This window comes from Amycolatopsis rifamycinica, from assembly GCF_000695625.1.
GTDB classification, from domain to species: Bacteria; Actinomycetota; Actinomycetes; order Mycobacteriales; family Pseudonocardiaceae; genus Amycolatopsis; species Amycolatopsis rifamycinica.
Genome location: NZ_JMQI01000046.1, coordinates 1 through 25,314, shown reverse-complemented (window position 1 = coordinate 25,314; position 25,314 = coordinate 1). Strand labels below are relative to the sequence as shown.

Annotated in this window: 25 protein-coding genes; 17 read left to right on the top strand and 8 right to left on the bottom strand. The window is 72.1% G+C overall.

The genetic code is table 11. The features are described 5' to 3' along the window. The first annotated feature begins 70 nt into the window (after positions 1-70). On the top strand, positions 71-730 hold the full coding sequence (locus DV20_RS21465; protein WP_043783101.1) for an HAD family hydrolase: 660 nt from the start codon (positions 71-73) through the stop codon (positions 728-730). A 191-nt stretch (positions 731-921) separates the two neighbouring features. Here DV20_RS21465 and DV20_RS21460 read toward each other — a convergent pair whose 3' ends face one another. Beyond that, complete coding sequence (locus DV20_RS21460) at positions 922-1,626, bottom strand: alpha/beta fold hydrolase (protein ID WP_043783013.1); 705 nt, start codon at positions 1,624-1,626, stop codon at positions 922-924. A gap of 122 nt (positions 1,627-1,748) precedes the next feature. Here DV20_RS21460 and DV20_RS21455 point away from each other — a divergent pair, with 122 nt between their 5' ends. Together DV20_RS21455 and ligD are read left to right on the top strand one after the other, a co-directional pair. Next, positions 1,749-2,306 carry a TetR/AcrR family transcriptional regulator gene (locus DV20_RS21455; protein WP_043783011.1) on the top strand — a complete coding sequence of 186 codons (558 nt, stop codon included), beginning with the start codon at positions 1,749-1,751 and terminating at the stop codon, positions 2,304-2,306. 101 nt (positions 2,307-2,407) lie between these two features. Next, the gene (ligD, locus tag DV20_RS21450; protein WP_043783010.1) at positions 2,408-4,390 is read left to right on the top strand and encodes a DNA ligase D; all 1,983 of its coding nucleotides are present in this window, start codon (positions 2,408-2,410) and stop codon (positions 4,388-4,390) included. A gap of 3 nt (positions 4,391-4,393) precedes the next feature. On the opposite strand, the gene DV20_RS21445 is transcribed toward ligD, so the two are convergent. Next, the gene (locus DV20_RS21445; RefSeq protein WP_043783008.1) at positions 4,394-5,497 is read right to left on the bottom strand and encodes a hypothetical protein; all 1,104 of its coding nucleotides are present in this window, start codon (positions 5,495-5,497) and stop codon (positions 4,394-4,396) included. Positions 5,498-5,578: 81 nt separating this feature from the next. Further along, the gene (locus tag DV20_RS21440; RefSeq protein ID WP_043783007.1) at positions 5,579-6,520 is read right to left on the bottom strand and encodes a glycoside hydrolase family 43 protein; all 942 of its coding nucleotides are present in this window, start codon (positions 6,518-6,520) and stop codon (positions 5,579-5,581) included. 128 nt (positions 6,521-6,648) lie between these two features. Between DV20_RS21440 and DV20_RS21435 the strand changes: the two genes are divergently transcribed. Beyond that, a complete protein-coding gene (locus DV20_RS21435; RefSeq protein WP_235190904.1) occupies positions 6,649-7,746 on the top strand; it encodes an AI-2E family transporter in 1,098 nt (365 codons plus the stop codon). Positions 7,747-7,797: 51 nt separating this feature from the next. Here the strand turns inward: DV20_RS21435 and DV20_RS21430 are convergent, their stop codons facing one another. From DV20_RS21430 to DV20_RS21420, 3 genes are all read right to left on the bottom strand, one after another. After that, a complete protein-coding gene (locus DV20_RS21430) occupies positions 7,798-8,151 on the bottom strand; it encodes a hypothetical protein (protein ID WP_043783003.1) in 354 nt (117 codons plus the stop codon). Positions 8,152-8,403: 252 nt separating this feature from the next. Continuing rightward, positions 8,404-8,781, bottom strand: coding sequence for a hypothetical protein (locus DV20_RS21425; protein WP_043783002.1), 378 nt, complete (start codon positions 8,779-8,781; stop codon positions 8,404-8,406). A 298-nt stretch (positions 8,782-9,079) separates the two neighbouring features. After that, on the bottom strand, positions 9,080-9,421 hold the full coding sequence (locus DV20_RS21420; RefSeq protein WP_043783000.1) for a hypothetical protein: 342 nt from the start codon (positions 9,419-9,421) through the stop codon (positions 9,080-9,082). A gap of 226 nt (positions 9,422-9,647) precedes the next feature. Between DV20_RS21420 and DV20_RS21415 the strand changes: the two genes are divergently transcribed. Together DV20_RS21415 and DV20_RS21410 are read left to right on the top strand one after the other, a co-directional pair. Then, on the top strand, positions 9,648-9,998 hold the full coding sequence (locus tag DV20_RS21415) for a WGxxGxxG family protein (protein WP_043782998.1): 351 nt from the start codon (positions 9,648-9,650) through the stop codon (positions 9,996-9,998). 891 nt (positions 9,999-10,889) lie between these two features. Then, positions 10,890-11,360 carry a hypothetical protein gene (locus tag DV20_RS21410; RefSeq protein ID WP_043782997.1) on the top strand — a complete coding sequence of 157 codons (471 nt, stop codon included), beginning with the start codon at positions 10,890-10,892 and terminating at the stop codon, positions 11,358-11,360. 141 nt (positions 11,361-11,501) lie between these two features. Here DV20_RS21410 and DV20_RS21405 read toward each other — a convergent pair whose 3' ends face one another. Continuing rightward, on the bottom strand, positions 11,502-12,206 hold the full coding sequence (locus tag DV20_RS21405) for a hypothetical protein (RefSeq protein ID WP_235190903.1): 705 nt from the start codon (positions 12,204-12,206) through the stop codon (positions 11,502-11,504). A gap of 431 nt (positions 12,207-12,637) precedes the next feature. On the opposite strand from DV20_RS21405, the gene DV20_RS21400 reads away from it, so the two are divergent. From DV20_RS21400 to DV20_RS21375, 5 genes are all read left to right on the top strand, one after another. After that, positions 12,638-13,639 (top strand): polysaccharide deacetylase family protein, encoded by a 1,002-nt coding sequence (locus DV20_RS21400; RefSeq protein WP_043782995.1) that lies wholly within the window; start codon positions 12,638-12,640, stop codon positions 13,637-13,639. Positions 13,640-14,747: 1,108 nt separating this feature from the next. Next, positions 14,748-15,518: a DUF3152 domain-containing protein gene (locus DV20_RS21390; RefSeq protein WP_043783093.1), complete on the top strand. Its 771-nt coding sequence runs from the start codon at positions 14,748-14,750 to the stop codon at positions 15,516-15,518. Between the two features lie 64 nt (positions 15,519-15,582). Then, complete coding sequence (locus DV20_RS21385) at positions 15,583-16,908, top strand: extracellular solute-binding protein (protein WP_043782992.1); 1,326 nt, start codon at positions 15,583-15,585, stop codon at positions 16,906-16,908. Beyond that, the gene (locus tag DV20_RS21380; protein WP_043782990.1) at positions 16,905-17,810 is read left to right on the top strand and encodes a carbohydrate ABC transporter permease; all 906 of its coding nucleotides are present in this window, start codon (positions 16,905-16,907) and stop codon (positions 17,808-17,810) included. The genes DV20_RS21385 and DV20_RS21380 overlap by 4 nt, the downstream gene beginning before the upstream one ends. Then, a complete protein-coding gene (locus DV20_RS21375; RefSeq protein ID WP_043782987.1) occupies positions 17,807-18,637 on the top strand; it encodes a carbohydrate ABC transporter permease in 831 nt (276 codons plus the stop codon). Before DV20_RS21380 ends, DV20_RS21375 begins: the two co-directional genes overlap by 4 nt. Here the strand turns inward: DV20_RS21375 and DV20_RS21370 are convergent. Further along, positions 18,606-19,487, bottom strand: a complete 882-nt coding sequence (locus DV20_RS21370; protein ID WP_043782984.1) for a LysR family transcriptional regulator — start codon at positions 19,485-19,487, stop codon at positions 18,606-18,608. The two genes, DV20_RS21375 and DV20_RS21370, sit on opposite strands and share 32 nt — an antisense overlap. Positions 19,488-19,563: 76 nt before the next feature. Between DV20_RS21370 and DV20_RS21365 the strand changes: the two genes are divergently transcribed. The 6 genes from DV20_RS21365 (at position 19,564) to DV20_RS21340 (ending at position 25,291) form a co-directional block, all read left to right on the top strand. Next, positions 19,564-19,947: a hypothetical protein gene (locus DV20_RS21365; RefSeq protein ID WP_043782982.1), complete on the top strand. Its 384-nt coding sequence runs from the start codon at positions 19,564-19,566 to the stop codon at positions 19,945-19,947. Continuing rightward, positions 19,940-21,484: a multicopper oxidase family protein gene (locus tag DV20_RS21360; protein WP_043782980.1), complete on the top strand. Its 1,545-nt coding sequence runs from the start codon at positions 19,940-19,942 to the stop codon at positions 21,482-21,484. The genes DV20_RS21365 and DV20_RS21360 overlap by 8 nt, the downstream gene beginning before the upstream one ends. 225 nt (positions 21,485-21,709) lie before the next feature. After that, positions 21,710-22,561 (top strand): geranyl diphosphate 2-C-methyltransferase, encoded by an 852-nt coding sequence (locus DV20_RS21355; protein WP_043782978.1) that lies wholly within the window; start codon positions 21,710-21,712, stop codon positions 22,559-22,561. A 9-nt stretch (positions 22,562-22,570) separates the two neighbouring features. Beyond that, complete coding sequence (locus tag DV20_RS21350) at positions 22,571-23,692, top strand: family 2 encapsulin nanocompartment cargo protein terpene cyclase (RefSeq protein ID WP_043782976.1); 1,122 nt, start codon at positions 22,571-22,573, stop codon at positions 23,690-23,692. A gap of 13 nt (positions 23,693-23,705) precedes the next feature. Next, entirely contained in the window at positions 23,706-25,109 is a 1,404-nt protein-coding gene (locus DV20_RS21345) for a family 2B encapsulin nanocompartment shell protein (RefSeq protein ID WP_043782974.1), read from the top strand. Beyond that, on the top strand, positions 25,109-25,291 hold the full coding sequence (locus DV20_RS21340; RefSeq protein WP_043782848.1) for a hypothetical protein: 183 nt from the start codon (positions 25,109-25,111) through the stop codon (positions 25,289-25,291). Before DV20_RS21345 ends, DV20_RS21340 begins: the two co-directional genes overlap by 1 nt. The last annotated feature ends 23 nt before the right edge of the window (positions 25,292-25,314 follow it).

Sequence of the window (25,314 nt, the reverse complement as noted above, 5' to 3'; positions counted from 1 at the left end):
GGGGTATTCGGACCACCCTCCCGTTACCCGTGCCGAGCACGGGGAAACCGCACCGACAAAGGAGACTGCCATCGCCACCGCGGTCCTGTTCGACATCGACGGCACGCTCGTCGATTCCAACTACCTCCACGTCCACGCCTGGCGCCGGGCGTTCCACGCGCTGGACCGGGCCGTGGACTCGTGGCACGTGCACCGCGCGATCGGCAAGGGGTCCGGCAAGCTGCTGAGCACCCTGCTGGGCGACGAAGACGCCGGCCGCATCGGCGACGAGGCGAAGGAGCTGCACAGCCGCTTCTACCTGGAGACGGCCGAACTGCTCCGGCCGTTCGACAAGGCCCCCGACCTCGTCCGCGAGCTGGCCGGGCGCGGGCTGCGGGTGGTGCTGGCCACCTCGGCGGCACCGGACGAGCTCAAGGTGCTGCGGAAGGTCCTCGACGTCGATGACGTCGTCGCCGGCATCGTCTCCGGCGAAGACGTCGAGGCGACCAAGCCCGACCCGGAGCCGGTGTTCGCCGCGCTCGACAAGGCCGGCACGGCACCGGAGGACACGATCTTCGTCGGCGACGCGATCTGGGACGTCCACGCCGCCACCAAGGCCGGCGTCCGCACGGTCTCGGTGCTCTCCGGCGGCGTCGGCGCGGCGGAGCTGACCGAGGCCGGCGCCGTCGCGGTCTACGACGACGCCGCGGCGCTCCTGGCCGGGCTGGACGAGAGCGTGCTGCTCAGCTGACCTTGCGGGCGACCAGCCGTTCCGCCAGGCCGAACCTGTGGGCGTCACCTCCGGCGGGTACCACGGGAGGCCAGCTCGGTGCCGACCGCGACCTCCAGGACTTCGCCGGAGGCCCGGCCGCACCCCCGCTCCCGCGAGTCTCCGCACCGCCCTTGTGATGCCCGATCACCCGGCTGATCCTCGCCGATGACTCACTCGACGTTCGCCGCCGCGGCGAGGATGACCTCGGCGACCACCTCGGGCTGGGACACCGCGACGGCGTGCGAAGCGTCGATCCGGCGGACCGTCGACGACGCGCGCTCGGCCATGAACTCCTGCGCCGCGGCCGGGATCGCGTTGTCGTGGTTGGCGACCAGCGTCCACGACGGCAGCTTCGACCACGCCGGAGTGCCCTCGAACGGCGCCGCGAGCGCCTGCTGGGCGACCGGCCGCTGGGTCACGGCCATGACCGCCGCGGTGGCCGCGGGGACGTCGGCGGCGAAGACCTCGGCGAAGTCCGCCGGCTTGATCGACAGCTCGGGCTCGCCGTCGTGCTCGAGGACGTCGGTGGTCTCCGGGCCGAGCTTGGCGCCCGGGTAGCGGCCGGACAGCTCGAAGACGCTCTCGCCCGCGTCGGGCTGGAACGCGGCGATGTAGACCAGGGCGCGGACGTTCGGCGTGTCGGTGGCCGCGCGGGTGATCAGGGCGCCGCCGTAGGAGTGGCCGGCCAGGACCACCGGACCGGAGACGCTGGTGACGACGTCCTTGACGTAGGCGGCGTCGGACTCGACCCCGCGCAGCGGGTTCGCCACCGCCCGGACCGGATAGCCCTGCTCCTGCAGCTTCGCGACGACGCCGTTCCAGCTCGACGAGTCGGCGAACGCGCCGTGGACCAGGACGATGGTGGGCTTGCTCATGGCTGGCTCCTTCAGGGAGAACGATCGGTCTTTCTGTCAGCAACTCTGACCTGTCCGGGCCCGCTTGGCAATGTGACGAAGCCGATCTAGCAGAACGATCGGTCTTTCTCTATGCTGCCGGGATGAGGACTGCCGAGCCGCACCCGAAGGACCGGCTGCTCGCGACCGCCGCCCGGCTCTTCTACGCCGAGGGCATCCACGCCGTCGGGGTGGAACGCCTGGTCTCCGAGGCGGCCGTGACCCGGGCGACCTTCTACCGCCACTACCCGACGAAGGACGACCTGGTGGCGGCCTACCTGAGCGAGACCAGCCGCCAGATCCGCGCGGCCGTCGCGGCCGCGCGCGCGGGCAAGCCGCCCCGCGAAGGGCTGGCCGAAACCATGGCGGTGGTCGGCGACGCCACCTGCGGCGAGGACTTCCGCGGCTGCCAGTTCCTCAACGCCGCCGCCGAGTACCCCGACCCCGGCAACCGCGTCCGCCGGGTCATCGACGACCACCGGCAGTGGTTCTTCGACGTCCTGCGCGAGCAGGCGGCGGCCCTCGGCCACCCGGAGCCGGACCACGCGGCCCGGGTGCTCGTCCTGCTGCGCGACGGCGCGCTGCACGGCGGCGAACTCGACGACGCCGGGAAGGTGCGCGCGACCCTGCGCCGGGCCGTCGACGACCTCCTGCCCGCCTGAGCGTCCGCCGAACAGGCGTTCAAGCCGCGTTCACCTGCAAAAACCCGGCGAATCTAGGCCGAACGGGTTACCTTGGGCACGTAAGGTGACGGAGGTCCGAAATGGCGGCAGACGACGCGACGCACGTCCCTGCCTGGGTGGAGCCGATGCTCGCCAAGGCCGACGGCGGACGGCTGCGCAGCGGCCCCGAGTGGGCTTACGAGTACAAACTGGACGGTTACCGGGCGGCCATGCGGATCGCCCCGGACGGCACGACCGTGCTCACCAGCCGCAACAACATCGACTTCACCGCGGAGTTCGCCGATCTCGCGGGCGTGCTCACCCCCGCCCTCGACGGCCAGGCCGCCTACCTCGACGGCGAGGTCGTCGTCTACGGCGAAGACGGCCGGATCGACTTCGAGCGGATGCAGGAGCGCCGCGGCCGCTACGTCCGCCACCAGAGCGGGCCGAAGGGACTCGAGTTCAAGGACGTCCCGGTCCGGTTCCTGGCCTTCGACCTGCTCCGGCTCGGCGACCGGAGCCTGCTGGGCGTGCCGTACGACGAGCGCCGCCGCCTGCTGGCCGAGCTGCCGATGCCGGATCCGTACCGCGTTTCCGTGGTGCGCGCGGTCACCTTCGACGAGCTCGCCGCCGACCGCCGCACGCCCGCGGACTTCCTCGCCCACGCCGCGTCCGCCGGGTACGAGGGGGTCGTCGCGAAACTGCGTTCGTCGGCCTACTACCCCGGGCAGCGGCCGGACTCCTGGCTCAAGCACCCGCTGGTCCGGACCCAGGAGGTGATCGTCTGCGGCTGGCGGCCCGGCCAGCGCAGCTTCACCGGCACCCTCGGCGGCCTGCTGCTCGGCGCGCACGACCCCGCCACCGGCGACCTGGTCTACATCGGCGACGTCGGCACCGGCTTCACCCAGGCCTCCCGCGCCGACCTGCAGGCGCAGCTGCAGGCCCTGGAGCGGCGCACGCACCCCTTCGTGACGACGCCGCCGCGGGAGGACATCGTCCGCGCCCGCTGGGTCGAGCCACGCCTGGTGGGCGAGATCGTGTACCGCCAGTTCACCCGCGGCGGCCGCGTCCGCCACACCGCCTGGCGCGGCCTGCGCCACGACAAGGACCCGGCCGAGGTGCTAGCGCCGCGCGCCGTCCCGCACGAGCCCGCCGCCCCGCCGCCACCCCCGTCTCCGCCCGCCCCCGAGCCACCGGGGCAGCGGATCACCGTCCAGGCCGGCAACCGCAGGCTCACCCTGTCCAATTTGGACAAGGTGCTGTACCCGGCGGACGGGTTCACCAAGGGCGAGGTGATCAACTACTACTCCCGCGTCGCGGAGGTGCTGCTGCCGCACCTGGCCGGCCGGCCGGTGACGTTCATCCGCTACCCCAACGGCGTCGACGGCCAGAAGTGGTTCGAGAAGAACGTCCCGAACGGCGCCCCGGACTGGCTGCGCACGGTGCGCCTGACCGGCACGGGCGGCACCATTCACTACCCGCTGCTGGACGACCTCCCGGGCCTGGTGTGGGCGGCCAACATGGCGGCGCTCGAGCTGCACGTGCCCCAGTGGACGGTGGAGTCGGGCACCCGCGGCTCCCCGGACCGGCTGGTGTTCGACCTGGACCCGGGGCCGGGCACGACGATCGTGGACTGCTGCCGGGTGGCGGAGCGCCTGCACGACGTCCTGGTGGCCGACGGCCTGACACCGTACGCGAAGACGTCGGGCTCCAAGGGAATGCAGCTCTACTGCGGAATCCGCACGGACGACCCGGCGGCCCCGTCGGCGTACGCCAAGAAGCTGGCCCAGCGCCTCGCGAAGGAGACACCGGAATCGGTGACGGCGGTGATGGCGAAGGCCCACCGAAGCGGCCGCGTGTTCATCGACTGGAGCCAGAACAACCCGGCGAAGACAACGGTGGCCCCGTATTCCCTGCGCGGCCGCGACCACCCGACGGCTTCGACCCCGGTGACGTGGGACGAGGTCCGTGCCTGCCGCCACGTCACGCACCTGACGTTCACGGCGGAGGAGGTCCTGGACCGCATCGAGGACCACGGCGACCTGCTCGCCGGGCTGGCGAAGGACAGCGCGCCGCTGGGGTGAGGGTCAGGACAGCCACAGGAGCCGTTTGACCTTGCCGACCAGACCGCGCGGGGAAGGGTTCCGCCCCGCCGCGGCTTCCGGCTCACGGGCTTGCGGTCCGGTAAGGACGGTCGGCGCGGTCTCGGGTGCCGTCGCCTCGGTCTGAAGCGCGTGCTTCGGCTGCCGCGGAGATCCGGACGTCCGCGGCTGCGGAGCCCACCCCTCGCCGGCGTGCCGCGGCGCCGGAGCGGAGAGCGGCTCCGTGACCGGCTGCGCCACCACGCCCGGCCCGCCATGGGTGGCCGCCTGCTCCGATGAACGGGCAGAAACCGGCTCCGCGGCCCGCGGCGCTACTACGCCCGGCCCGCCAGCGGCCGCCTGCTCCGATGAGTCGGCAGAAAGGGCTGGCGCCACAGCTTGGACCTGCCCCGAGGAACCCAGCGCACCACCAGCCGCCGCCCGCTCCGGCGATCGAGCAGAAACCGGCTCCCCCACCGACTCGGCGACCCGCGGCGCCACCACGCCCGGCCCGCCATCAGCGGCCGCCTGCTCCACTGACCCGGCAGATACCGGCTCCGCGACCGGCTCCTGCCCCACACCCTGAACCTGGCCCGAGGAACCCAACGCCCCACCAGCCGCCGGCACCTCACCCCGCGGCTCCGAGCCAACCACCTCCGGCTCCCCCGTCCAGCCGGACTCTGGCCGCGGCGCCGGAATCTCCCCCGCGATCCGCCCCGACTCCGGCACCCCCGCATCCGCCTGCGGCACAACCGGCACTCCCGCATCCCCCTGCGACGCGACCGGCACCCCAGCCTCCGCCTGCGGCCCGTCCGGCACCCGCGCCTCCCCCTGCGGCGCAACCGGCACCTGCGCCTCCCCCTGCGACGCAACCGGCACCCCAGCCTCCGCCTGCGACGCAACCGGCGCCGCCAGCATCTCCGGGGTGATCGCCGGCGTCATCAGCGGTGTGTGCGCCGCGTCCGCGTTGGGCGTCGCCGGTTCGCGGGCCACCGGGTACCGGGCGAGCGGGTCGTCGTCGATCGCCGTCCCGTCGGCGCGATGGCTTCGCAGCAGGCCGCAGATTCCCAGCAACCCGAGCAAGCCCGCCAATCCCCACCACACCGTCATGTCGCTCCTCCGTTTCGTCGTTCTCCGAATATCCGGGGCCCGGTCGGCCCAACCGAGCGTTACCCGGGTGGGTGACACCCGTCAGCCCAGCTGCGGCACGTCGCCCGGGAAGGTGATCGGCAGCGAGTACAGGCCCCGCGCCGTGCGGCCGCCGCCCAGCCAGCCGTGGAAGAAGATGTGGCCGTCCACCACGTCCGCGCCACCGGGAGCGTCCACTTTGCCGCCGAGCAGGTCGGTCGACAGGAACTTCCCGTCCGCCTTCACGAACGCCCCGCCCAGCGTCGGCGCCGTCGCGTAGCACGTGTGGTAGCCCGTGCTCTCGAACGTGTCCGCCGAGTAGAACAGCAGGTACCGGGACGCGGTCTTCACCACCGAGGGCGCCTCGACGACCGATTTCTCGGCCGTGAGGTCGGACCGCAGCAGCTCGGTGCGCGCACCGGCGAAGGTCCGTCCGTCGGCCTGCAGCTTCTGCGCCCAGATCGCCGACGGCGGCCCCGTCGGCGCGCCGTCGCTCTTGTAGAGCAGGTACCGGGCTCCGTCCGCGTCGACGAACGTCTGCGGGTCGATGTCCCCGTGGTCACCGGGCTCGCACACCAGCGGGTGGTCGCCGGCCGGTGTGTACGGGCCTTCCGCCTTCTTCGCCGTCGCCGCGCCGAGGCACATTTCGCCGCCCGCCTTCGAGGCGGCCGAGAAGTACAGCACGAACGTCCCGTCCGCCAGCTGCGTGACGTCCGGGGCCCAGAACCCGCCGTCCGGCTTCGCCCACGCCGGGACGGCTCCGAGCGCGTCCCCGGTGACGCGCCACGGCCCGTCCACGGCGGTAGCGCCGGCCATCGGGATCCGCGTCGTCTTCGTGCCCGTGGCGAACGCGAAGTAGCCCCATGCGGTCTTGACGACGTCCGGGTCGGGGAAGTCCTGGTTGAGCAGCAGCCGCGGCGCGCTGACGGCCGCCGCCTCCGGGGCCACCGCGAACGCGGCCGCGATGGCGATCACCGGAACGAGCAGGAAATCTTTCAAGCGCATAGGCGATTTTGCCGACACCCCAACGGCTCCGGCAACGGCAGGGCGACGCCGTCACCGGGAAGCGTGGACTTTGCCGTATCCCCGGATCGGGTGGATTCGCCCCGGTCGCGCGGGGTAGCCGCCCCCTCATGCACGCAACCAGGGGCCGTGGGGCCTACCGCGCCGGGCACCCCGTCGGCGAAGCCGAGGGCGCGGCGGCCCGGGAGCCGAAGCCGTTGGGCGCCCCGGGAAAACCGCTCGACCGCCGCTCGCCGTTCTTCACCGGGCTGCTCGCCGCGGCCGGCGTGGTCGTCACGGTCGCGGTCGTCGAACTCCTCCTCGCGGCCTCCGACGTGCTGCTCCTGATCGGCATCGCGTTCTTCCTGGCGGTCGGGCTCGAGCCGGTGACCGCCCGCCTCGCGCGCCGGATGCCTCGCGCGCTCGCCACCGCCGTGGTCGTCGTGACCGGGCTCGCCGTCCTCGGCGGCGCCATCGCCGCGGCCGCCGTCCCCCTCGCCGATCAGGCGGCGCAGCTGCAGAGCGGCGCTCCCCGGTACCTGACCCTGCTGCGCGACCACGGCACCCTGCTCGGCCAGGCCAACGAAACCTTCGGCCTCGAGGCCGCCGCCCGGTCCGTCCGGCTGTCGGACGTGGCGAAGTCGCTCGCGGCGCTGGCCGGCGACGCCGTGATCGTCGTGGTGCTCGCCACCTACTTCGTCGCCGACTTCCCGCGAGTCCGCACGGCGCTCTACCGGCTGGCACCGCGGTCGCGGCGGCCGCGGGTGATCCTGATCGGCGACGCGGTCTTCCGGAAGGTGGGCGCGTACCTCGTCGGCAACGTCGTCGTGTCGCTCATCGCCGGGGTGGCCACCTTCGCCTGGCTGTGGGCGTTCGGCGTGCCCTACCCGCTGGTGCTCGCCCTGCTCGTCGCCGTGCTCGACCTGGTGCCGGTGGCGGGGTCGGTGGTCGCCGGGGCCGGCACCAGCCTCGTGGCGCTGTCGGTGTCGGTGCCGGTCGGGCTCGCGACCCTCGGCTTCTTCGTCGGCTACCGGCTGGTGGAGGACTACGTGCTGCTGCCGAAGATCGTCGGCCGCGCCGTCCGGGTGCCCGCGCTCGTCACCGTTGTCGCGGTGCTGCTCGGTTTCGAACTGCTCGGCGTCGTCGGCGCGTTCGTCGCGGTGCCGGTGGCGGCCGCCGTGCTGCTCGTCGTGCGGGAAGTGGCCGTGCACCGGCTCGACCGCACGTGAAAAGACCGCCGCGCGGGGCGCACCCCGCGCGGCGGTCCGGCTCCGAAGAGGTCAGTTGCCCTGGGCGGTGCCACCGTCGGCGATCTCGCCGGCGGCGCAGTTGTCCGGGTTCTCGCCCTCGGCGTCGTGCTCGCCCGGGGAGAGCACCGGCACGCCGATGCCGTTGAGCGAGTCGTGGATCGGGACCTGCACGCCGAGGACGTTGATGTCGTTCTCGCACACGCCGCCGACGACGTTCAGGTTGTGCACCGCGTCGAGGTTCTGCACGTTGCCGACGAGGCCGAACTGGTCGGAGGTGTCGACCGGGTGGCCCGCGACGCTGACGTCGGTCGCGGACGCGGATCCACCGAGCACCGCCATCCCGGCGGCGAGGGCGGTGGCAACGAAGCCGAGCTGCTTGATCACGGGGAAAATACTCCTTCTGAGTACCCACCGGACGGTCCGGCGGGGGTTCGGGGAACGGAACGGGCCCGGCTACGGTTCGCCGGGCCCGGAAAAGTTCGTGGGGGTGCGCCGAGTCCGAAGGGGACCGGCGCACTTCTCCAGCGTCGTGGCCGACCCCACCCGGTCGGCGCCGTGCGGCGTCCGACGGCGGCGGCCGGTTTCCGTGCCCGGAGCCCGCTTCCGCACGCGCGGGCGGCTCCGGGCACGGAAAACTCAGTGACCCTGGCTGGTGCCGCCGTCGGACAGGCCGCCCGAGGCGCAGTTGTAGGGCGACTCGCCGCTGGCCTCGTGCTCGCCCGGCGACAGGATCGGCACGCCGATGCCGTTGAGCGAGTCGTGGATCGGCACCTGCACGCCGAGGACGTTGATGTCGTTGCCGCACAGGCCGAGCGTGCCGTTGACGTTGTGGAGCACGTCGGTGTTGTTCAGGTTCACCAGGCCGACCTGGCCGGTGTGGTCGTAGCCGCCGTAGTGGTGGCCGTGGTGGTGCCCGTGGTGGTGGCCGTCCGGGGTGTCGGCCGCGGCGACGCCGCCGGCCAGGAAGGCACCAGCCGCCGCGGCGGCCGTGACGAAGCCGATCTTCTTCAGCATGGAATTGCTCCTCGGTGAACGATTTCGGAGAACGGGACGGCAGTGAAGGTGTGTTTTCGTCCCGTGTGAGGGAAACGTACTGAGGCCGTGACGCGGTTTCCACTTCATGCCACCATCGTGTGGGTACCGCAGGCCGCTGACCGCGCCAGGTGTGGTCCGATCGGGTTACTTCCGCGGTTCGGCCGGCAGCCGAGCGCTTGCCCGCCACTGCCTCGGATATCGCACGCGGAGCAAAAAGCGTTTCAGACACGCCGAAAAGCCCTGCACCGGGTGGGGCAGGGCTTTTCGCGGGCGTTCCCTATCCGGGCCAGGCCTCGGCTTCGGCCGTGAGCGCGGTGGTCACATCGATCTCACCGGAGCGCACCCGCCACGCGAGCGAGTCCGGCCGGGGTTGCAGAAGGTGCCATCCGACGACATCTTCGTCCCGGTAGCAGGGGTTTTCGTCATCACCGATGCCCAGCGCGGCGAAGTACTGGCGGGCGGGCCAGGTTTCGGGAACCCAGGCGCGGGCCCAGCGCACGACGATCCTGGCGAGGTCGTTGCGGCCGTCCGCCGGGTGGATCAGGCGGTCGCCGGTGGTGCAGATCAGGCGTGGCGTGTAGGTCGCGCCGAGCGGCGCGACGACGAGTTCAGTGTTCATTCCTCCCCCGGTCCACGGCAGTGGACGGTACGGCCCGGCTCGGATGCGCTGCTGCGCTGGAAAAGCGGAGCAGCGAGCCGGGAGGCATCCTACAAAGGCCGGGGCCGTACCGGAAATCCGGCCCCGGCGGCGAAGTCTTCGCCCGTTTTCGTGACAGCGGGAGTGGACGGCACCGTCGGGGGTACGCCCAAGAGAACCGATTTCCGGAACGGAAGGAAGAACCGAAATGAACCGCAAGGCAGCCAGGCTGTGCTGCACGGGCATCGCGGCGGCGGCGTTCGCGCTGACGGGAGCGGTACCGGCGTCGGCGGCACCGGAGTTCACGGCGGCGGCGTGGCACCAGCAGACGGACAACGACGGAACCGACGGCAACACCACCCGGCACGACAACGACGACAACGGCGACAACGGCCTGTGGGGCCTGCTCGGCCTGGTGGGCTTGCTGGGCCTGGCGGGCTTGGTCCGGCGCGACCCCAAGCCGGGCGCGATGGCGGGGTACCCGGCCGCGGCGGCCACCCCGCCGCCGGCGAACACGTACCCGCCGGCCGAGCCGCGGCGGAACCCGCCGGGCGCCTGAGGGCCGGCGGTGTCGTAGGACCGGTCCCCACCGGACGTTCGAGCGCCACCCGGATGGCGCAGCACAGCTTCACGCGGTGCACAGGCCTGGCCTCCGCCGGGCGCTCGAGCGTTGCCCGCAAGGCATGACAGATTCACGCGCAGCTCGCCCGCGCTGTTCCCACCGGGCTTCCGAGCGTCGCCCACGCGGCACAACAGATCCACGCGCGGCGCACAGGTGCGGCAACCACCAGGCGCCCGGTTTCCGCGCCTTGGCCCAGGTCCACCTCCACCGCACACCCGATTCCCGCCTGGTGCCCCGCACCGGCATCCCTCTCCAGTTCGCGCAGAACGTCCCGGCGCCGTCGGCGTCGGGACGTTCTGCGTTTCCTTCTCTCCGAATGGCGCCCAGTTGTCAGCTCCCGGCACCGAGGACGGCCACGATAACAACCGGAAGAACCGGCTCAGCGACCGCCACCCGAGGTTAGCCGGGCCCCCATCGCGCAAGAAGCGTCCTTGCCTCGTAACCTACTTAAGGGTGGCCGCCCCACCGTCAGGCAAATTATCGTGGTTACCCATTCTTTGCTCCCCCCTAACCTCACGATCGGGTGAAAGTGGCGCGCCACCCCGAACCGAGACCGCTCGTACCTTAGGTGAAGAAAACACCGCTGATTCAGCCATCCACGGTAATCGTCCACCACGGACGAGTGATGGGCTCACACAACGTAGCTGTTGTCCAAAAGGGCCGAAGAGGCGCTTCACGCGATGTCGATGTTTGTCCCGAGGAACCCGCGAAGCCGCACACCGTGTGAAACCAACCGGGTCCGCCGGTACCCGGCCATCCGCTCGCGCTATCGCCGATGGGCGCTCACCATGATCGCAGTCGGCATCGCACAATCCGGAGGAGTACGACATGAAAAGTGCACTGACCCGAGCGCTCACGGTGTTCGTCACCGCGGCCGCGGTGACCCTGGCGGGGGTGGGTGTGGCGACGGCGGGCGGGCCCGGGGGCAGCGGATCGTCGAGCACCACCAGCGCCGCGGCGGAGGTCCAGAGCCTGCGCGACCAGCTGGCATCGCGAGCGGACAGCGGGGACGTGCCCGGCACGCAGGCCACCCTCGGCAAGCTCGACCCGTTGCTCACCGATCTGGCCCAGGGCAAGCGGTACACGATCCAGGCCGCGGCCAAGGACAGCGCCGCCACGGCCCAGAAGGACAACGCCGAAGCGCGCAAGGGCGTCGACGAACTGGCCGCCCAGCTGGAGTCCCGGCAGTCGCTGCCGCCCGTTTCAGCCCTGCTGAACGCGCTGCTGCAGCGGGTGCTGATCAGCCTTTCCGCTCTGGTGAACGACCTTCTCGGCGGGCTGCCCGTCCCGGTCGGCTAGGCCGGCCGGTACCCCGGACGGACAAGCCGGCGACGGCCCGGCGCGGTTCCCCTCCCGCGCCGGGCTTTCGTCGTCCGTGGCCGACGAGAGCACGAAGAAGCCCGGTGCGGCGGACCGCACCGGGCTTTCGTCGTCCCCTGGCTATTCGTAGACGACGTAGGCGGGCGTGGGGCTCAGCGCCAGGACGTCCGCCGGGGTCATCAGGTCGGCGCCGCGGCGGGTGTCCTCCTCGAAGAACAGCTTGAAGCCCGGCCGCACGTGGGCGGGCATGGTCTTCATCAGCGTCTTCCACGTCGCCTTCTTGGCGGCGGCCGAGCCGATGCCGTCGACGACCTTGACGACCGTGACCCCCTTGTGCGGCACCAGCTGTTCCTCGTCGCGCACGACGGACGCGGCGACCTGGTGGTAGATCATCACCTTGGCGGGCAGGCGGTGCGCGTCGGCCAGGGCGCCGAGGTAGCGGGCGACCCCGTCGAGCTCGGCGCCGGACGTGCGGCCGAACTTCTTGCCCGGGATGACACCCGGTTCCACCGCCCACTCGGGGTCGAGCGCGACGCCGACGTCCGGCTCGGTCAGCCAGCGCTCGTAGGCCTGCACCTCGGGCAGGAAGTCGGCCCGGCCGGGCTGGATGTTCAGCAGCAGCATGCCCTTCATCGCCCGCGCGGCGTCGAGGTACTCGCGCACGGTGTCGTCTTCGCAGCGGCTGCGGAACATGCCGTCCTCACCGGGCGAGCGGTGCACGGTGGTGGCGATCAGCTCGACGACCGGGGTGACCGGCCGTCCTTTCGGGAACGTCTCGATCTGACGGCGGAGCGCGTCGCTCGCTTCGGTCAGGTCGCCCGTCATACGGCCGAGCGCCTTCGCACCCGGCGCACCGCAAAAGCCTACGAGAAGGCCTTTTTCGACCGGATTCGGGGGTGGCGGCGGCGGTGGGGCCGCGACGGCGGCCGGCGCCTGCACGGCCAGCGCCCTCCCCCGCTGCAGCGCACCGCACGCGCTCGTGGCGAAGCCCGCGAGAGCGGCGGTGAGGACCAGGCGTCGATCGAAGGTTCGTTCGGCGGCGACCGCCTTTTTCGGGACCATCGCGGGAAATTACCCGATGGCGATCTTCGCCAAACGCGTTTACCGTCAATCACCGAATCGTGCCGGAGCCGTTCGCGCGGCCGTGGCCCCGGCCTGCGGAAACGCGGTTTTCCGGGCTGTGCCGGGCAATTCCGCCGTCACCCGAACCGGTGGCCCGGCCCGCGCCCGCGGCGGCTCGGACGCACACTTCCGGCATGCGTTGCCTTTTCCGGGTCGGTGCCGGGTTCACCGCCGCCCTCGCATTGACGGCCTGCGGCGGCCCGGCGCCGGTCGCCCCGGCGCCCGCACCCCCGAGCCCGGCGCCCGCCGCGGCCCCCGCGCGCATCACGGCCGCCGCCGCCCGGCAGGTGGGCGCCGACGAGCTCGGCCGGGTGCCCGTCCTGATGTACCACCGCCTCGTCGCGCAGCCGAAGTCGGTCTACGAGCGCACGCCCGCCGACTTCACGGCGGAGCTGGAGCGGCTCGCGGCCGAGGACTACGTCCCGATCACGACGGCGGAGCTGGTCTCCCGCCGGATCGACCTCCCGGCGGGCGCGCACCCGGTGGTCCTGACGTTCGACGACGGCGACCCGACCGTGTTCCGCCTGACGCCCCAGGGACAACCGGAGCCGGGCACGGCGATCCGCATCCTGCTGGACGTCGCCGCGGCGCACCCGCGGTTCCGCCCGGTGGCGAGCCTGTACGTCAACGAGCACCCCTTCGGCGGCGACCCCGACGGCCGCGCGCTGCGCTGGCTGGCCGAGCACAACTTCGAGATCGGCAACCACACCCGCCACCACACGAACCTGCGCACGGCCACGGAACCGGCGGCCACGGCGGCCATCGCGGAGGAGGACGCCCTGATCCGCCAGGCGGTCCCGGGCTACCGGCCGACGACGCTGGCCCTGCCGTACGGAAGCCGTCCGCGCCGGGCGGCCCTGGCATCGCAGGGCCCGGGCTACACGTACGGCGGCGTGCTGCTGGTGGGGGCCGGCCCGGCGCCGTCACCGTGCTCGAGCGAGTTCGAACCCGGGGCGATCCCGAGGATCCGATCGCAGTCGACGGGCAAGGACGCGGAGTACGGATCGGCCCATTGGCTCGACGAGCTGGGATCAAGCCGCCGCTACACCTCGGACGGCGACCCGTCGACGGTGTCGTTCCCGCGGTCGGCGGGTCCGGTGGCGCCGGAGTGTGCGAGCGTGGCCCTTGCCTACTGAACGACACCCCATGGCCCGCGTGGACTGGCTCCCCCAGCCACGACGCCGCCCGGCAGCACCGGTCCACGAGGCCGGGGTCGCTCCGGTCACCCCGGCGGTCCCGATTCCGCCCATCCGGACCGCGCCGGAGCCTCGCACCTCGACCGAGACGGCCACGCCCGCGACCGGCCCAACGGCTCCGGCGGGCCCGGCCGCGCCCGCGGCTCCGGCCGGATCCACAGCGTCGGCCGCACTGGCAGCTCCGCCGGCCGACGCGAGCCCGGCCACATCCGCGGCAGCACCGGCCTTTCCCACAACCCCGGCAGCCCGCACAGCACCGCCGGCCGACGCAGCCCCGGCCACACCGGAAGCCCCCGCAGCACCGGCGACTCCGGTGGCCCCCACAGCATCGGTCGCAGCCGCAGCTCCGCCAGCCGACCCAACCCCGGCCACACCCGCCGCAGCACCAGCCTTTCCCACGACCCCGGCAGCCCGCACACCACTGCCGGCCGACGGAGCCCCGGCCACACCGGCAGCCCCTGCAGCGCTGGCCACACCGGAAGCCCCCGCAGCTCCGGCCACACCGGCGATTCCAGCGGCCCCCAAGGCATCGGCCGCAGCCGCAGCTCCGCCAGCCGACGCAGCCCCGGCCACACCGGAAGCCCCCGCAGCACCGGCCGCACCGGCAGCTCCGGCCACACCCGCGGATGCACCGGCGGCCCACACAACCCCGGACACCTCCACGACTCCAGTCGCACCAGCAGTCCCGACGGCCCCCGTGACCCCGCCCGCGCCGACAGCTCCGGCCACACCCGCGAACACACCGGCGGCCCACACAACCCCGGCCACCTCCCCGACCCCGGCCGCACCGGCGATCCCCCCAGCGGCGCCGCCGACCACAGCAACGGCACCCAAAGCACCAACCCGGCGCGCCCGCCACCGCGCCCGCGCCACCCGCGGCACCCTCGTCGCCCCGGCGATCTCGGTCGGCCCGCCGGCTCCGCGGGTCCCCCGCAAAGCCGCCAACCCCGAGCCACCCACCCCCGTCCTCCCGACGGCGCCCCCGGCAGCGGCCCCAACAGCGGCCCCGGCCCGCGCCGCCGCGCCGGTCGCCTGGTGGCCGCCGGCCGTGCTGGTCTTCGCCGTTGTGCTGGCGCTCGCTCTGCTGCTCACCCCGGAAGCCGCCGAGCCGAAACGGATCTCCGGGGTCGCGTCCGCTCAGCCCACCCTCGCGACCACACCCGCGCGGCCCGCCCCCGAACCCGCCGCTCTGCCCGAAGGCGTGCCGGTCACCGAGGCCGGGGAAGGCACCTGGCGCCTCGTTCCCGGCAGCGGGCACGACATCGGGACCGGAACCGAAGTCCTCACCTACACCGTCGAGATCGAGAACGGTGTCGACCTTCCCGCCTTCGACCACGACGTCGAGATGATCCTCGCCGATCCCCGTGGCTGGATCGGGCTCGGTGCCGTGACCTTCCGCCGGCTGGCCGATCCCGATGCCGACCCCGACGTCCGGATCAGCCTCACCAGTCCCGGCACCGCCCGGCGGCCCGACCTCTGCGGCTTCAGCATCCCCTTCGAATCCTCGTGCCGCCTGTCGCGGGACCACCGGATCGTCGTCAACCTCGCCCGGTGGCTCCGCGGCGCCCACTCCTACGACGGCGACCTGGCCGGCTACCGCGCCTACGCCATCAACCACGAGGTGGGCCACGCCCTCGGCCACGGCCACGTCGGCTGTCCCGCCGCCGGCGCCCCCGCGCCGGTGATGATGCAGCAGACCTTCGGGCTCTCCAACACCTACCTCGCGAACCTCAACCGCACCGAACCGGGCGCCGCGGCGAAGGTCCGGCCCGACGGGCTCGTCTGCCGCGCCAACCCCTGGGTCACCGCGCCGCACTGACGACCCGACTGGTTTGGACCGCCGCCCGGCGGGGTACTTAGGCCGCCTCTGGGAGGGGTGTGCCATGGTGCGGAAACTTCTGGCCGGTGCCGGAGTGGTCCTCTTGCTCGCCGGGTGCGGCGGCGTCGGCGGCGGAGGTGACACCGGGGGCGCGGCCACCCTGACGACCATGGGGTTCGGCCTCGGCGACGAAATCGCCACCACCCGAGCTGACCTGGCCGGCAAGGCGATCGCGCCGGCCACCGTGAAGATCGGCGGCAGTGCCTTCGACGCCCAGCAGTTCCTCGCCTCGGTCGCCTCGCACACGCCACCGGACCTGGTCTACCTCGACCGGCAGCTGCTCGGCACCTACGCCGCGCGCGGCACCCTCGAGCCCCTCACCGACTGCATCGCCCGGCAGCGCATCGACGTGGGCCAGTACCGGCCCGCCGCCCTCAAGGAAGTCACCCTCGACGGCAAGGTCTACGGTCTGCCGGAGTTCTACGACAACCGGGTCCTGCTGGTGAACGACGCCGCCGTCGAGGCCGGTGGCCTCACGCCCCGTGACCTCTCCCCCGCCGACCGCACCCAGCTGGCCACGGCCGCGCGGAAGCTCACCGTCCGCGCCGGCGGCGGGCTGTCGCGGATCGGGTTCGACCCGAAGATCCCGGAGTTCCTCCCGCTGTGGGCCAAGGCCAACGGCGTGCAGATGCTCAGCGACGACGGCCGCACCGCGCACCTCGACGACCCGCGGCTGGCCGAGGTTCTCGCGTACGCCAAATCGCTGATCGACGCCCAGGGCGGCTGGAGCGCGGTGAAGGCGTTCCGCGACTCGTTCGACTTCTTCGGCGAGAAGAACCCGTTCAAGCAGGGCCAGCTCGCGGCCACCCTGATGGACGACTGGTACCTCAACGTCCTCGCCAACTATTCGCCCGACGTGCGGGTCTCCGCGGCGCCGTTCACCGACACGGCCGGCACCCCGATCGACTGGGTCACCGGCAGCGCCTGGGTGATCCCCGCCGGCAGCACCCACAAGGACCAGGCCTGCGCCTGGATCAAGACGATGACCGACGCACCCACCTGGGTCGCCGCCGCCAAGGCCCGCGCGGAGAAGCGCAAAGCCGCCGGCAAGGCGTTCACCGGCGTCTACACCGGCAACCGCGTCGCCGACCAGGAGATCTTCGGCGGCATCGTGCGGCTGCAGGACCGGCCGGCGTTCGACGCGGCCGTCCAGACGGTCCTGCGGGCCCAGGAGACCGCCTTCACCATGCCGGCGTCCCCGGCCGGCTCCGAGTTCAAGACGGCCTGGCAGAACGCCGTCAACCGGGTGCTGTCGGGCGAACAGCAGCCCGCCGACGCCCTGCGCCAAGGTCAGCAGGAGGCTCAGCGGGCGCTGGACGCCGCCCGGTGAAGCGGCGCACCAGGGAAGCTTGGGCCGCGTACGCCTTCCTGTCGCCGTGGATGATCGGGTTCGTGATCTTCATGGCGATCCCGATGGTCGCCAGCCTGGTCCTCTCCTTCACCGACTACGACGCGCTGCGCTCGCCGGAGGCCGTCGGCTGGGCCAACTACCAGCGGCTCATCGAGGACCCGGCCGTGCGCAAGAGCTTGGTCAACACGCTGGTGTACACCGTGCTGTCGGTGCCGGCCACGATGGCCGTCTCGCTGGCGCTGGCCGCCCTGCTCACGCGGGCGGCAGGCCGGTCGGCCGGGTTCTTCCGCACCGTGTTCTACCTGCCCGAGATCACCCCGAAGGTCGCCGTCGGCGTGCTGTTCCTGATCCTGTTCAACGGCCAGGCCGGCCTGGTCAACGCCGTGCTGGGGCTGGTGGGCATCGACGGTCCACAGTGGAGCACCGACGGACCGTGGGTGAAGCCGGGGCTGGTGCTCATGCACCTGTGGTCGGTGGGCAGCACGGTGGTGATCTACCTCGCCGCCCTGCGCGGCGTGCCGCGGGAGCTGTACGAGGCCGCCGAGCTCGACGGCGCGTCGGCGTGGCAGCGGTTCCGGCGGGTCACCGTCCCGATGATCAGCGGGGCGCTGTTCTTCACGCTCATCGTCCAGACGATCGCGGCGCTGCAGTCGTTCGACGAGGCCTACACCGCCTTCTACGGCTCCGCGGCCTCGGCGACCTACAGCAACGACGCGGCTCTGTTCTACCTGATCTACCTCTTCCAGCAGGCGTTCGAGTTCCTCCACCTCGGGTACGCCTCGGCGATGGCGTGGCTGCTGTTCGTCGTGATCCTGGCGATCACGCTCGTGCAGGTGCGGCTGAGCCGCCGGTTCGTCTACTACGAAGGCGGCGACCGGTGACGGCGCGGCGCGTGGTCCGCTGGACGGCGCTGGCCGCGGCGACCGTGCTCTTCCTCTACCCGTTCGTCTGGCTGCTGAGCGCCTCGGTGAAGCCGCGCGCGCAGGTGTTCGACAACGTGCTGATCCCCCGCACCTGGGCCTGGGAGAACTACGTCGAGATCTGGCGGGCCGCGCCGGTCGCGGCCTGGCTGGTCAACAGCGTCGTGGTGTCGCTCGCGGCGGCGGTGGCCGTCACGCTGACCAGTTCGCTGGTGGCGTTCGGGTTCGCCTACTTCCGGTTCCCCGGCCGCAACGCGCTCTTCGGCCTGGTGCTCGCCACGATGATGCTGCCCGCCGCGGTGACGATGATCCCGGTGTACCTGATCTGGAACAGCGCCGGCCTCGCGCACACGCAGGTGCCGCTGTGGGCGGGGAACCTGTTCGGCAGCGCGTTCTACATCTTCCTGCTGCGCCAGTTCTTCCTCGGCCTGCCCCGCGAGGTGTTCGAAGCCGCGCGGATCGACGGCGCGAGCCACTGGACGCTGTTCTGGCGCATCGCCGTGCCGCTGTGCCGCCCGGCGCTGATCGTCAGTTTCGTGTTCGAGCTCAAGGCCAGCTGGTCGGACCTGCTCAAGCCGCTGATCTACCTGCGCGACCCGGCGCTGTACACGCTGCCCCGTGGGCTCAAGGCGCTGTCCGACCAGTTCGGCCAGGCGGGCGAGCAGCGGTGGGAGATCGTGCTGGCCGGCAGCGTCATCACGACCGTGCCGCTGTTGATCGTGTTCTTCGTGGCCCAGCGCCACTTCCTCGCCGGGATCACGACGGAGGGTCCCAAACCCACCCGGTGAGCGTGGTGCGCATCAGCCGGGCCGCGGCGGGGAGGCGCTCACCGGCGGTCCAGAACAGGGTGATCGTGCGACGGCAGTCCGGGTTGTCGACCGGGAGCCAGACGACCGGCACCTGGGCGGCGACGCGGCGGGCCATCGCCGGGTTGAGCCCGATGCCGAGCCCGGCGCCGATGAGTTCCTGGATGGCGCCGGGTTCGTCGCCTTCGAAGACGATCTTCGGCGTCAGGTCGCGGGCGGCGAAGAGCCGGTCGAGCAGCCGCCGGTGCCAGTGACCGGGCCGGGCGGTGACGAACGGCTCGCCGGCGAGGTCTTCGACACGGACCGAGGCACGGTCCGCCAGCCGGTGTCCGAGCGGCGTGGCCACCAGCACCGGCTCGTCGAGCAGCCGGACCCCGGCCAGGCCCTCGTCGGGGATCGGTTGCGACGCCACGCACAGGTCGATCTCGTGGGCCCGCAGCGCCCGGGCCATCGCGTCGGCGGGCAGCTGGTGCAGCTCGACCTCGATGTCCGGGTGCGCACGCTTGAACGCCGCGAGCGGCCGGGTGAGGGTGAGGAAGGTTTCCGACGCCAGCCGCACGGTGCCGAAGCCCTCGCCGGTCGCGTCGGCGACCGCTCGACGTCCGGCGTCGAGCTCGCCGAGGGCACGTTCGACGTAGCCGCGGAAGAGCTTTCCGGCGTCGTTGAGCCGGAGCCGGCCGGCCCGGTCGAACAACGGCGTGCCGAGCTCGTTCTCCAACCGCGCGATGGTGCGGCTCAGCGACGGCTGGGCGACGCGCAGCTCTTCGGCCGCGCGGCTGAGGTGTTCCAGCCGGGCCACCACGAGGAACTGTCGCAGCGTTGCCAGTTCCACGTCATGCCTCCCGCGTCATAACACCATAGCGATATTGATCTTAGACACGATGACATGACGGTCATAGCTTCGGAATGTGCGAAGATTCGGGAAAACGAGTGGGGCGCTGCGGGCCCTGGCGGGTGGGCACCTGGTGGCGATCGCCGGCCAGCCGGTGTTCGCCGGGGTGTACCTGAGCGGGGACTACGACGGCCTGCGGCTGCACGCGACCGGGGCCGACGTCGTCACGTCCCTCGGCTACCTGCAGCTGATCGCCGCGATCGTGGTCTGGGCCCGGCTGCGGCGGGCGTGGCCGTTCCTCGCCACGGCGGCCGTGGTGGCCGCGGAGACGGTCCAGTACTTCGCCGGGCTGGACGGCGCTCTGTGGCTGCACCTGCCGCTGGGCGTGCTGACCGTCGCGGGGCTCGTCACGTTGGTCGTCGCGCTGTGGCGCCGTCCCCCGGAGGTCGTCGATGCGTGAACCGAGCCGTCGCCAGGTGCTGCGCCTCGGCGGCGCCTTCGGCCTGCTGACCGCCGCCGGGCTGACCACCGCGGCCGCGTTGTCCCGGCGTCCCGCGGTCACCGGCGCCGAACTCCGCAGCGCGGTGCCGCTGCCGCCGCCGTTCCGGCTGCCGCTGCCGCTGCCGCGGGTCCTGCGGCCGGTGTCCCCCGGCCGCTACGAGATCACCCAGCGCGTCGCGGACATCGAGATCCTGCCCGGGATCCCGACGCCGATGTGGACCTACGACGGGACCTTCCCCGGTCCGACGATCGAATCGCGCCGGGGCAGGCCGATCACCGTGACCCACCGCAACGAGCTGCCCGTGCCGACCGTGGTGCACCTGCACGGCGGGCGGACGCCGGCGGGCTCCGACGGCTACCCGACCGACCTGGTGCTGCCCGCGGGCTGGACGGCGGACCACCACACGATGCCCGACCCGCGGGCCGTGCGGACGCGGCTGACCCGCGGCTACACGTTTCCGCTCGACCAGCGGCCGGCGCTGCTGTGGTACCACGACCACCGGATGGACTTCACGGCTCCGGCGCTCTGGCGCGGCCTGGCCGGCCTGCACATCGTGCGCGACGACGCCGAAGAAGCGCTCGGCCTTCCCTCGGGCGCGCGGGAACTGCCGCTGCTGATCGCCGACCGCGCGTTCGCCGCGGACGGCAGCCTCGACTACCCGTCGCTCGACGGTACGCTGCGGGACCGGCCGGGTGTACGGGAGAGTTTCCGGGGCGGGGTGCTCGGCGACGTGATCCTGGTCAACGGCGTGCCGTGGCCGGTGCACGAAGTCGACGCGGCCCGGTACCGGCTGCGGGTCCTCAACGCGTCGAACGCGCGGCACTACGAACTCGAGGCGGTCACCGACGACCAGCGGCGGCTCCCGCTCGTCCAGGTCGGTGCCGACCAGGGGCTGCTCGCCGCGCCGGTCACCCACGCGACCCTGCCGATCGGGCCGGCCGAACGCTACGACGTCGTCGTCGACTTCGCGGACGTCCCGGTCGGCGGCCGCGTCCGCCTCCTCAACCGCCTCGGGACGGGGCGCACCGCCGAGGTGCTGGCCTTCCGGGTCGCCCGCCGCGCCCGGGACGACAGCCGCGTCCCCGCGGTGCTGTCGGCGGACCTGCCGTCGTGGGACCGGCCGGTCCGGGTGCGCGATTTCTCCTTCCGCACGGGGCGGACGGCGGGCGGGCACGGCTGGCTGGTCGACGGGCGGCCGTTCGACCCGGCCCGCACGGACGTCACCGTGTCCTTCGGCGACGTCGAGGTGTGGCGGCTCGTCGCCGACGTCCACCACCCGGTTCACCTGCACCTGGCGGGTTTCCGCGTGCTTTCGCGCGGCGGGCGGCCGCCGCTGCCGCACGACGCCGGGCTCAAGGACACCGTTTCGCTGCGTCCTGGCGAGGCGGCGGAGATCATCACTCGCTTCGACGGCTACCGCGGAAGGTACCTCTTCCACTGCCACAACGCCGAACACGAGGACATGGGCATGATGGCGAACCTCGACATCACCTGACACGCACCGTCGCGTTTCGTCACCCGGTCGAGGCGATGCCGATCTCCAACGAGGGTCGGCACGCCGGTCCGGACCACCTGGGGCACCGCTTCCACTGAGCCGGACGGGCAACGACGGCGGAACCGGGGTGAAGCTGCTTGTCCCGGTGAAACTCCCGCCACTAGCGTCTTGCCCAAGGGGATCGAATCCCTTTCCTGGCAAGGAAACGAACGAGGAGTGCCATCGATGACCGCTCTCGAGAAGCCCGTGACCCGCACCGCGTACCAGCAGTCGGTCGCCGACTACTGGAACGCGGAGAAGGATCCGGTGAACCTGCGGCTCGGCGACGTCGACGGCCTCTACCACCACCACTACGGCCTCGGTGACTACGACCCCGCGGTGCTCGAGGCCCCGGCCGCCACGCGCGACGAGGCGATCATCGCCGAGATGCACCGGCTCGAGACCGCGCAGGCGGACGTCCTCCTCGACCACCTGGGCCCGATCGCGCCGGAGGACCGGCTGCTCGACGCCGGCTGCGGCCGCGGCGGCACGAGCGTCATGGCCCACCTGCGGTTCGGCTGCCAGGTCGACGGCATCTCCATTTCCGAGCAGCAGGTCGGGTTCGCCAACGAGCACGTCCGGCAGCGCGGGATCGACGGCTCGGTGCGCTACCACCTGCGGAACATGCTCGACACCGGGTTCGAATCGGGCGTGTTCCAGGGCATCTGGAACAACGAGAGCACGATGTACGTGGACCTGAACGACCTGTTCGCCGAGCACGCGCGGCAGCTCAAGCCCGGCGGCCGGTACGTGACGATCACCGGGTGCTACAACGACGTCACGGGCGGCCGGTCGCGCGCGGTCAGCCAGATCGACCAGCACTACATCTGCAACATCCACGCCCGCGGCGACTACTTCAAGGCCTTGGCCGCCAACGGGTTCGTGCCGATCAACGTCGTCGACCTCACCGCGGCGACGATCCCGTACTGGGAGCTGCGGGAGAAGTCGTCGGTCGCCACCGGTATCGAAAAGCCGTTCCTGACCGCCTACCGCGAGGGCAGTTTCCACTACCTGCTGATCGCCGCCGACCGCGTCTGAGGCGGCGGAGTGACCGGGGAGAGCACCAGGGCCACATGTCCACAATGGACCATCGGGGAAGCCGCGGGGCTGCCGTCGGGGCCGTTCGGGCTCGGGACGTCGGCGGCGCGGATCGCGACCCAGTTCGCGCCGTCGCCCGGGCAGGACCCGGCGTACGCGTACCTGCCGTGGGGTGACGGCAGCGCGTCGCCGCTGTACTGCCCGCTCGTGGGCCGCGTCGACGACGGCCTCGCCGCGGAGGTCGACCGGCGCCTGGTCAACTGGGCGGCCGGCTGCGGGTTCACCGGCAAGGGCCTGGAGCAGATCGCCGGGGCCGGGTTCGGCAGGCTGGCGATGCTCGCCCACGCCGACTGCGACGACCCGGACCGGCTGCTCGTCGCGGCGCAGCTCAACGCGGTCTGGTGGGCGGCCGACGACTACTACGCCGACGACAGCACGCTCGGCGCGGCGCCCACCGAACTCCCCCCGCGCCTGGCGCTCGTCATGGCCGCGATGGACCCGGTCGCCCCGGCCGGGGAGTTCTCGGCCCCGCTGGAGGAGGCGCTGCGCGCGGACCCGATCCTCGTCGGGCTGCACTCGGCGATCGACCACCTGGGCCGGCACGGTTCCCCGGTGCTCGTGCAGCGCGTCTGCTACGCGACGTTCTCGATGTTCGTCAGCTGGGACGCCTACGCGGCGTGGCGCCACACGGGACGCTACCCGCCGGCGTGGGAGTACCTGGCGGCCCGCCAGCACGACAGCTTCTACACGTCGATGACCCTCGTCGACGCCGTCGGCGGTTACGAGCTGGCCGCCCCGTTCTACTACGACCCGCGCGTGCGCGAGGCGATGATGCGGGCCGGGACGGCGTCGGTGCTGGTCAACGACCTCCATTCGGTGGCCAAGGACGCGGCCGACGAGAAACCGGTCTGCAACATGGTGCTGCAGATCGCCGCGGACCGGGGCTGCCCGGTCGAAGAGGCGGTCGAGGCCACCGTCGCACTGCACAACAAGATCGTCCACGAGTTCGAGGACGGCCACCGGGAGCTGATGGCCGTGCCGTCGCCGGAGCTGCAGCGGTTCCTCGTGGGTGTCCGTTCCTGGATGGGCGGCGGCTTCACCTGGCACGCCACCAATCCCCGCTACCAGTGATTGAGGTTTCGTTGTGAGTGTCACCGACCCGGTGGATGTGGAGCAGGTCCCGTCGAGTTTGGGGCGGGCGGCGGCCCGGACCTTGGCGACGACGACGAAGTCGGTCCCGCAGATGCAGGGGATCTCCTCGCGGTGGCTGCTGAAGGTGCTGCCGTGGGTGGAGGTCGCCGCGGGGTCCTACCGGGTCAACCGGCGCCTGTCCTACGCGGTCGGGGACGGCCGGGTCACCTTCACCACCACCGGCGCCCAGGTCCGGGTCATCCCCCCCGAACTGGGGGAACTGCGCCCGCTGCGCGGCTTCGACGACGACGAGGTCCTGATCGAACTGGCCGACCGGTTCACCCAGCAGGAATACGCCCCCGGCGACGCCCTGGTCGAATTCGGCTCCCCCGCCGACCAGGTGTTCCTCCTCGCCCACGGCAAAATCACCAAGGTCGGCACCGGCGCCTACGGCGACCAGGTCGTCCTGGGCACCCTCGCCGACGGCGACCACTTCGGCGAGACCACCCTCACCGACCCCGACGGCATCTGGGAATTCACCGCCAAAGCCGTCACCACCTGCACCGTGCTGACCCTGCCCCGCGCCGCCTTCGACGACGTCCTGGCCCGCTCCGAAACCCTGCAAAACCACCTGCGGGACTACCAGGCCCGCGGCGCCGCGGCCAGCAACGACCACGGCGAAGCCGAAATCTCCCTCGCCTCCGGCCACGACGGCGAACCGGTCCTGCCCGGCACCTTCGTCGACTACGAAGCCCGCCCCCGCGAATACGAACTCTCCGTCGCCCAAACCGTCCTGCGGGTCCACTCCCGCGTCGCCGACCTCTACAACCAGCCGATGAACCAGATCGAACAGCAACTCCGGCTCACCGTCGAGGCGCTGCGCGAACGCCAGGAACACGAACTGATCAACAACCCCGACTTCGGGCTACTGCACAACGCCGACTTCGCCCAGCGCATCCCCACCCGCACCGGCCCACCCACCCCTGATGACCTCGACCAGCTGCTCACCCTGGTCTGGAAAGACCCCGGCTTCTTCCTCGCCCACCCCAAAACCATCGCCGCGTTCGGCCGCGAATGCACCAAAGCCGGCCTCTACCCCACCAGCGTCGACCTCGGCGGCCACCAGGTCCCCTCCTGGCGCGGCGTCCCCATCCTGCCCTGCAACAAAATCCCCGTCACCGACACCCGCACCAGCTCCATCCTGCTGATGCGCACCGGCGAATCCGCCCAAGGCGTCGTCGGCCTCCACCAAACCGGCCTGCCCGACGAATACCAGCCCGGCCTCAACGTCCGCTTCATGGGCATCAACGACCAAGCCATCATCTCCTACCTCGTCTCCGCCTACTACTCCGCCGCCGTCCTCGTCCCCGACGCCCTCGCCGTCCTCGAAGCCGCCGAAATCGGCCGGGAGGGATGATGCCCGAACCCCGCACCCCGCCCCGCAAACCCGACACCGAACCACCGCGTCCCGGGACCGGCCTGCCGCCTTCTGCGTTCGGGCCGACCGGGCTGGGCACCGCCGCCGCCCGGGTCACCCCGCGCACCGGCGGCACCCGCCCGCCGCACGCCCCCGAACCCGATCGGCGGGCCACCCCGTGACCCTCACCGAGGAAACCCGGCCG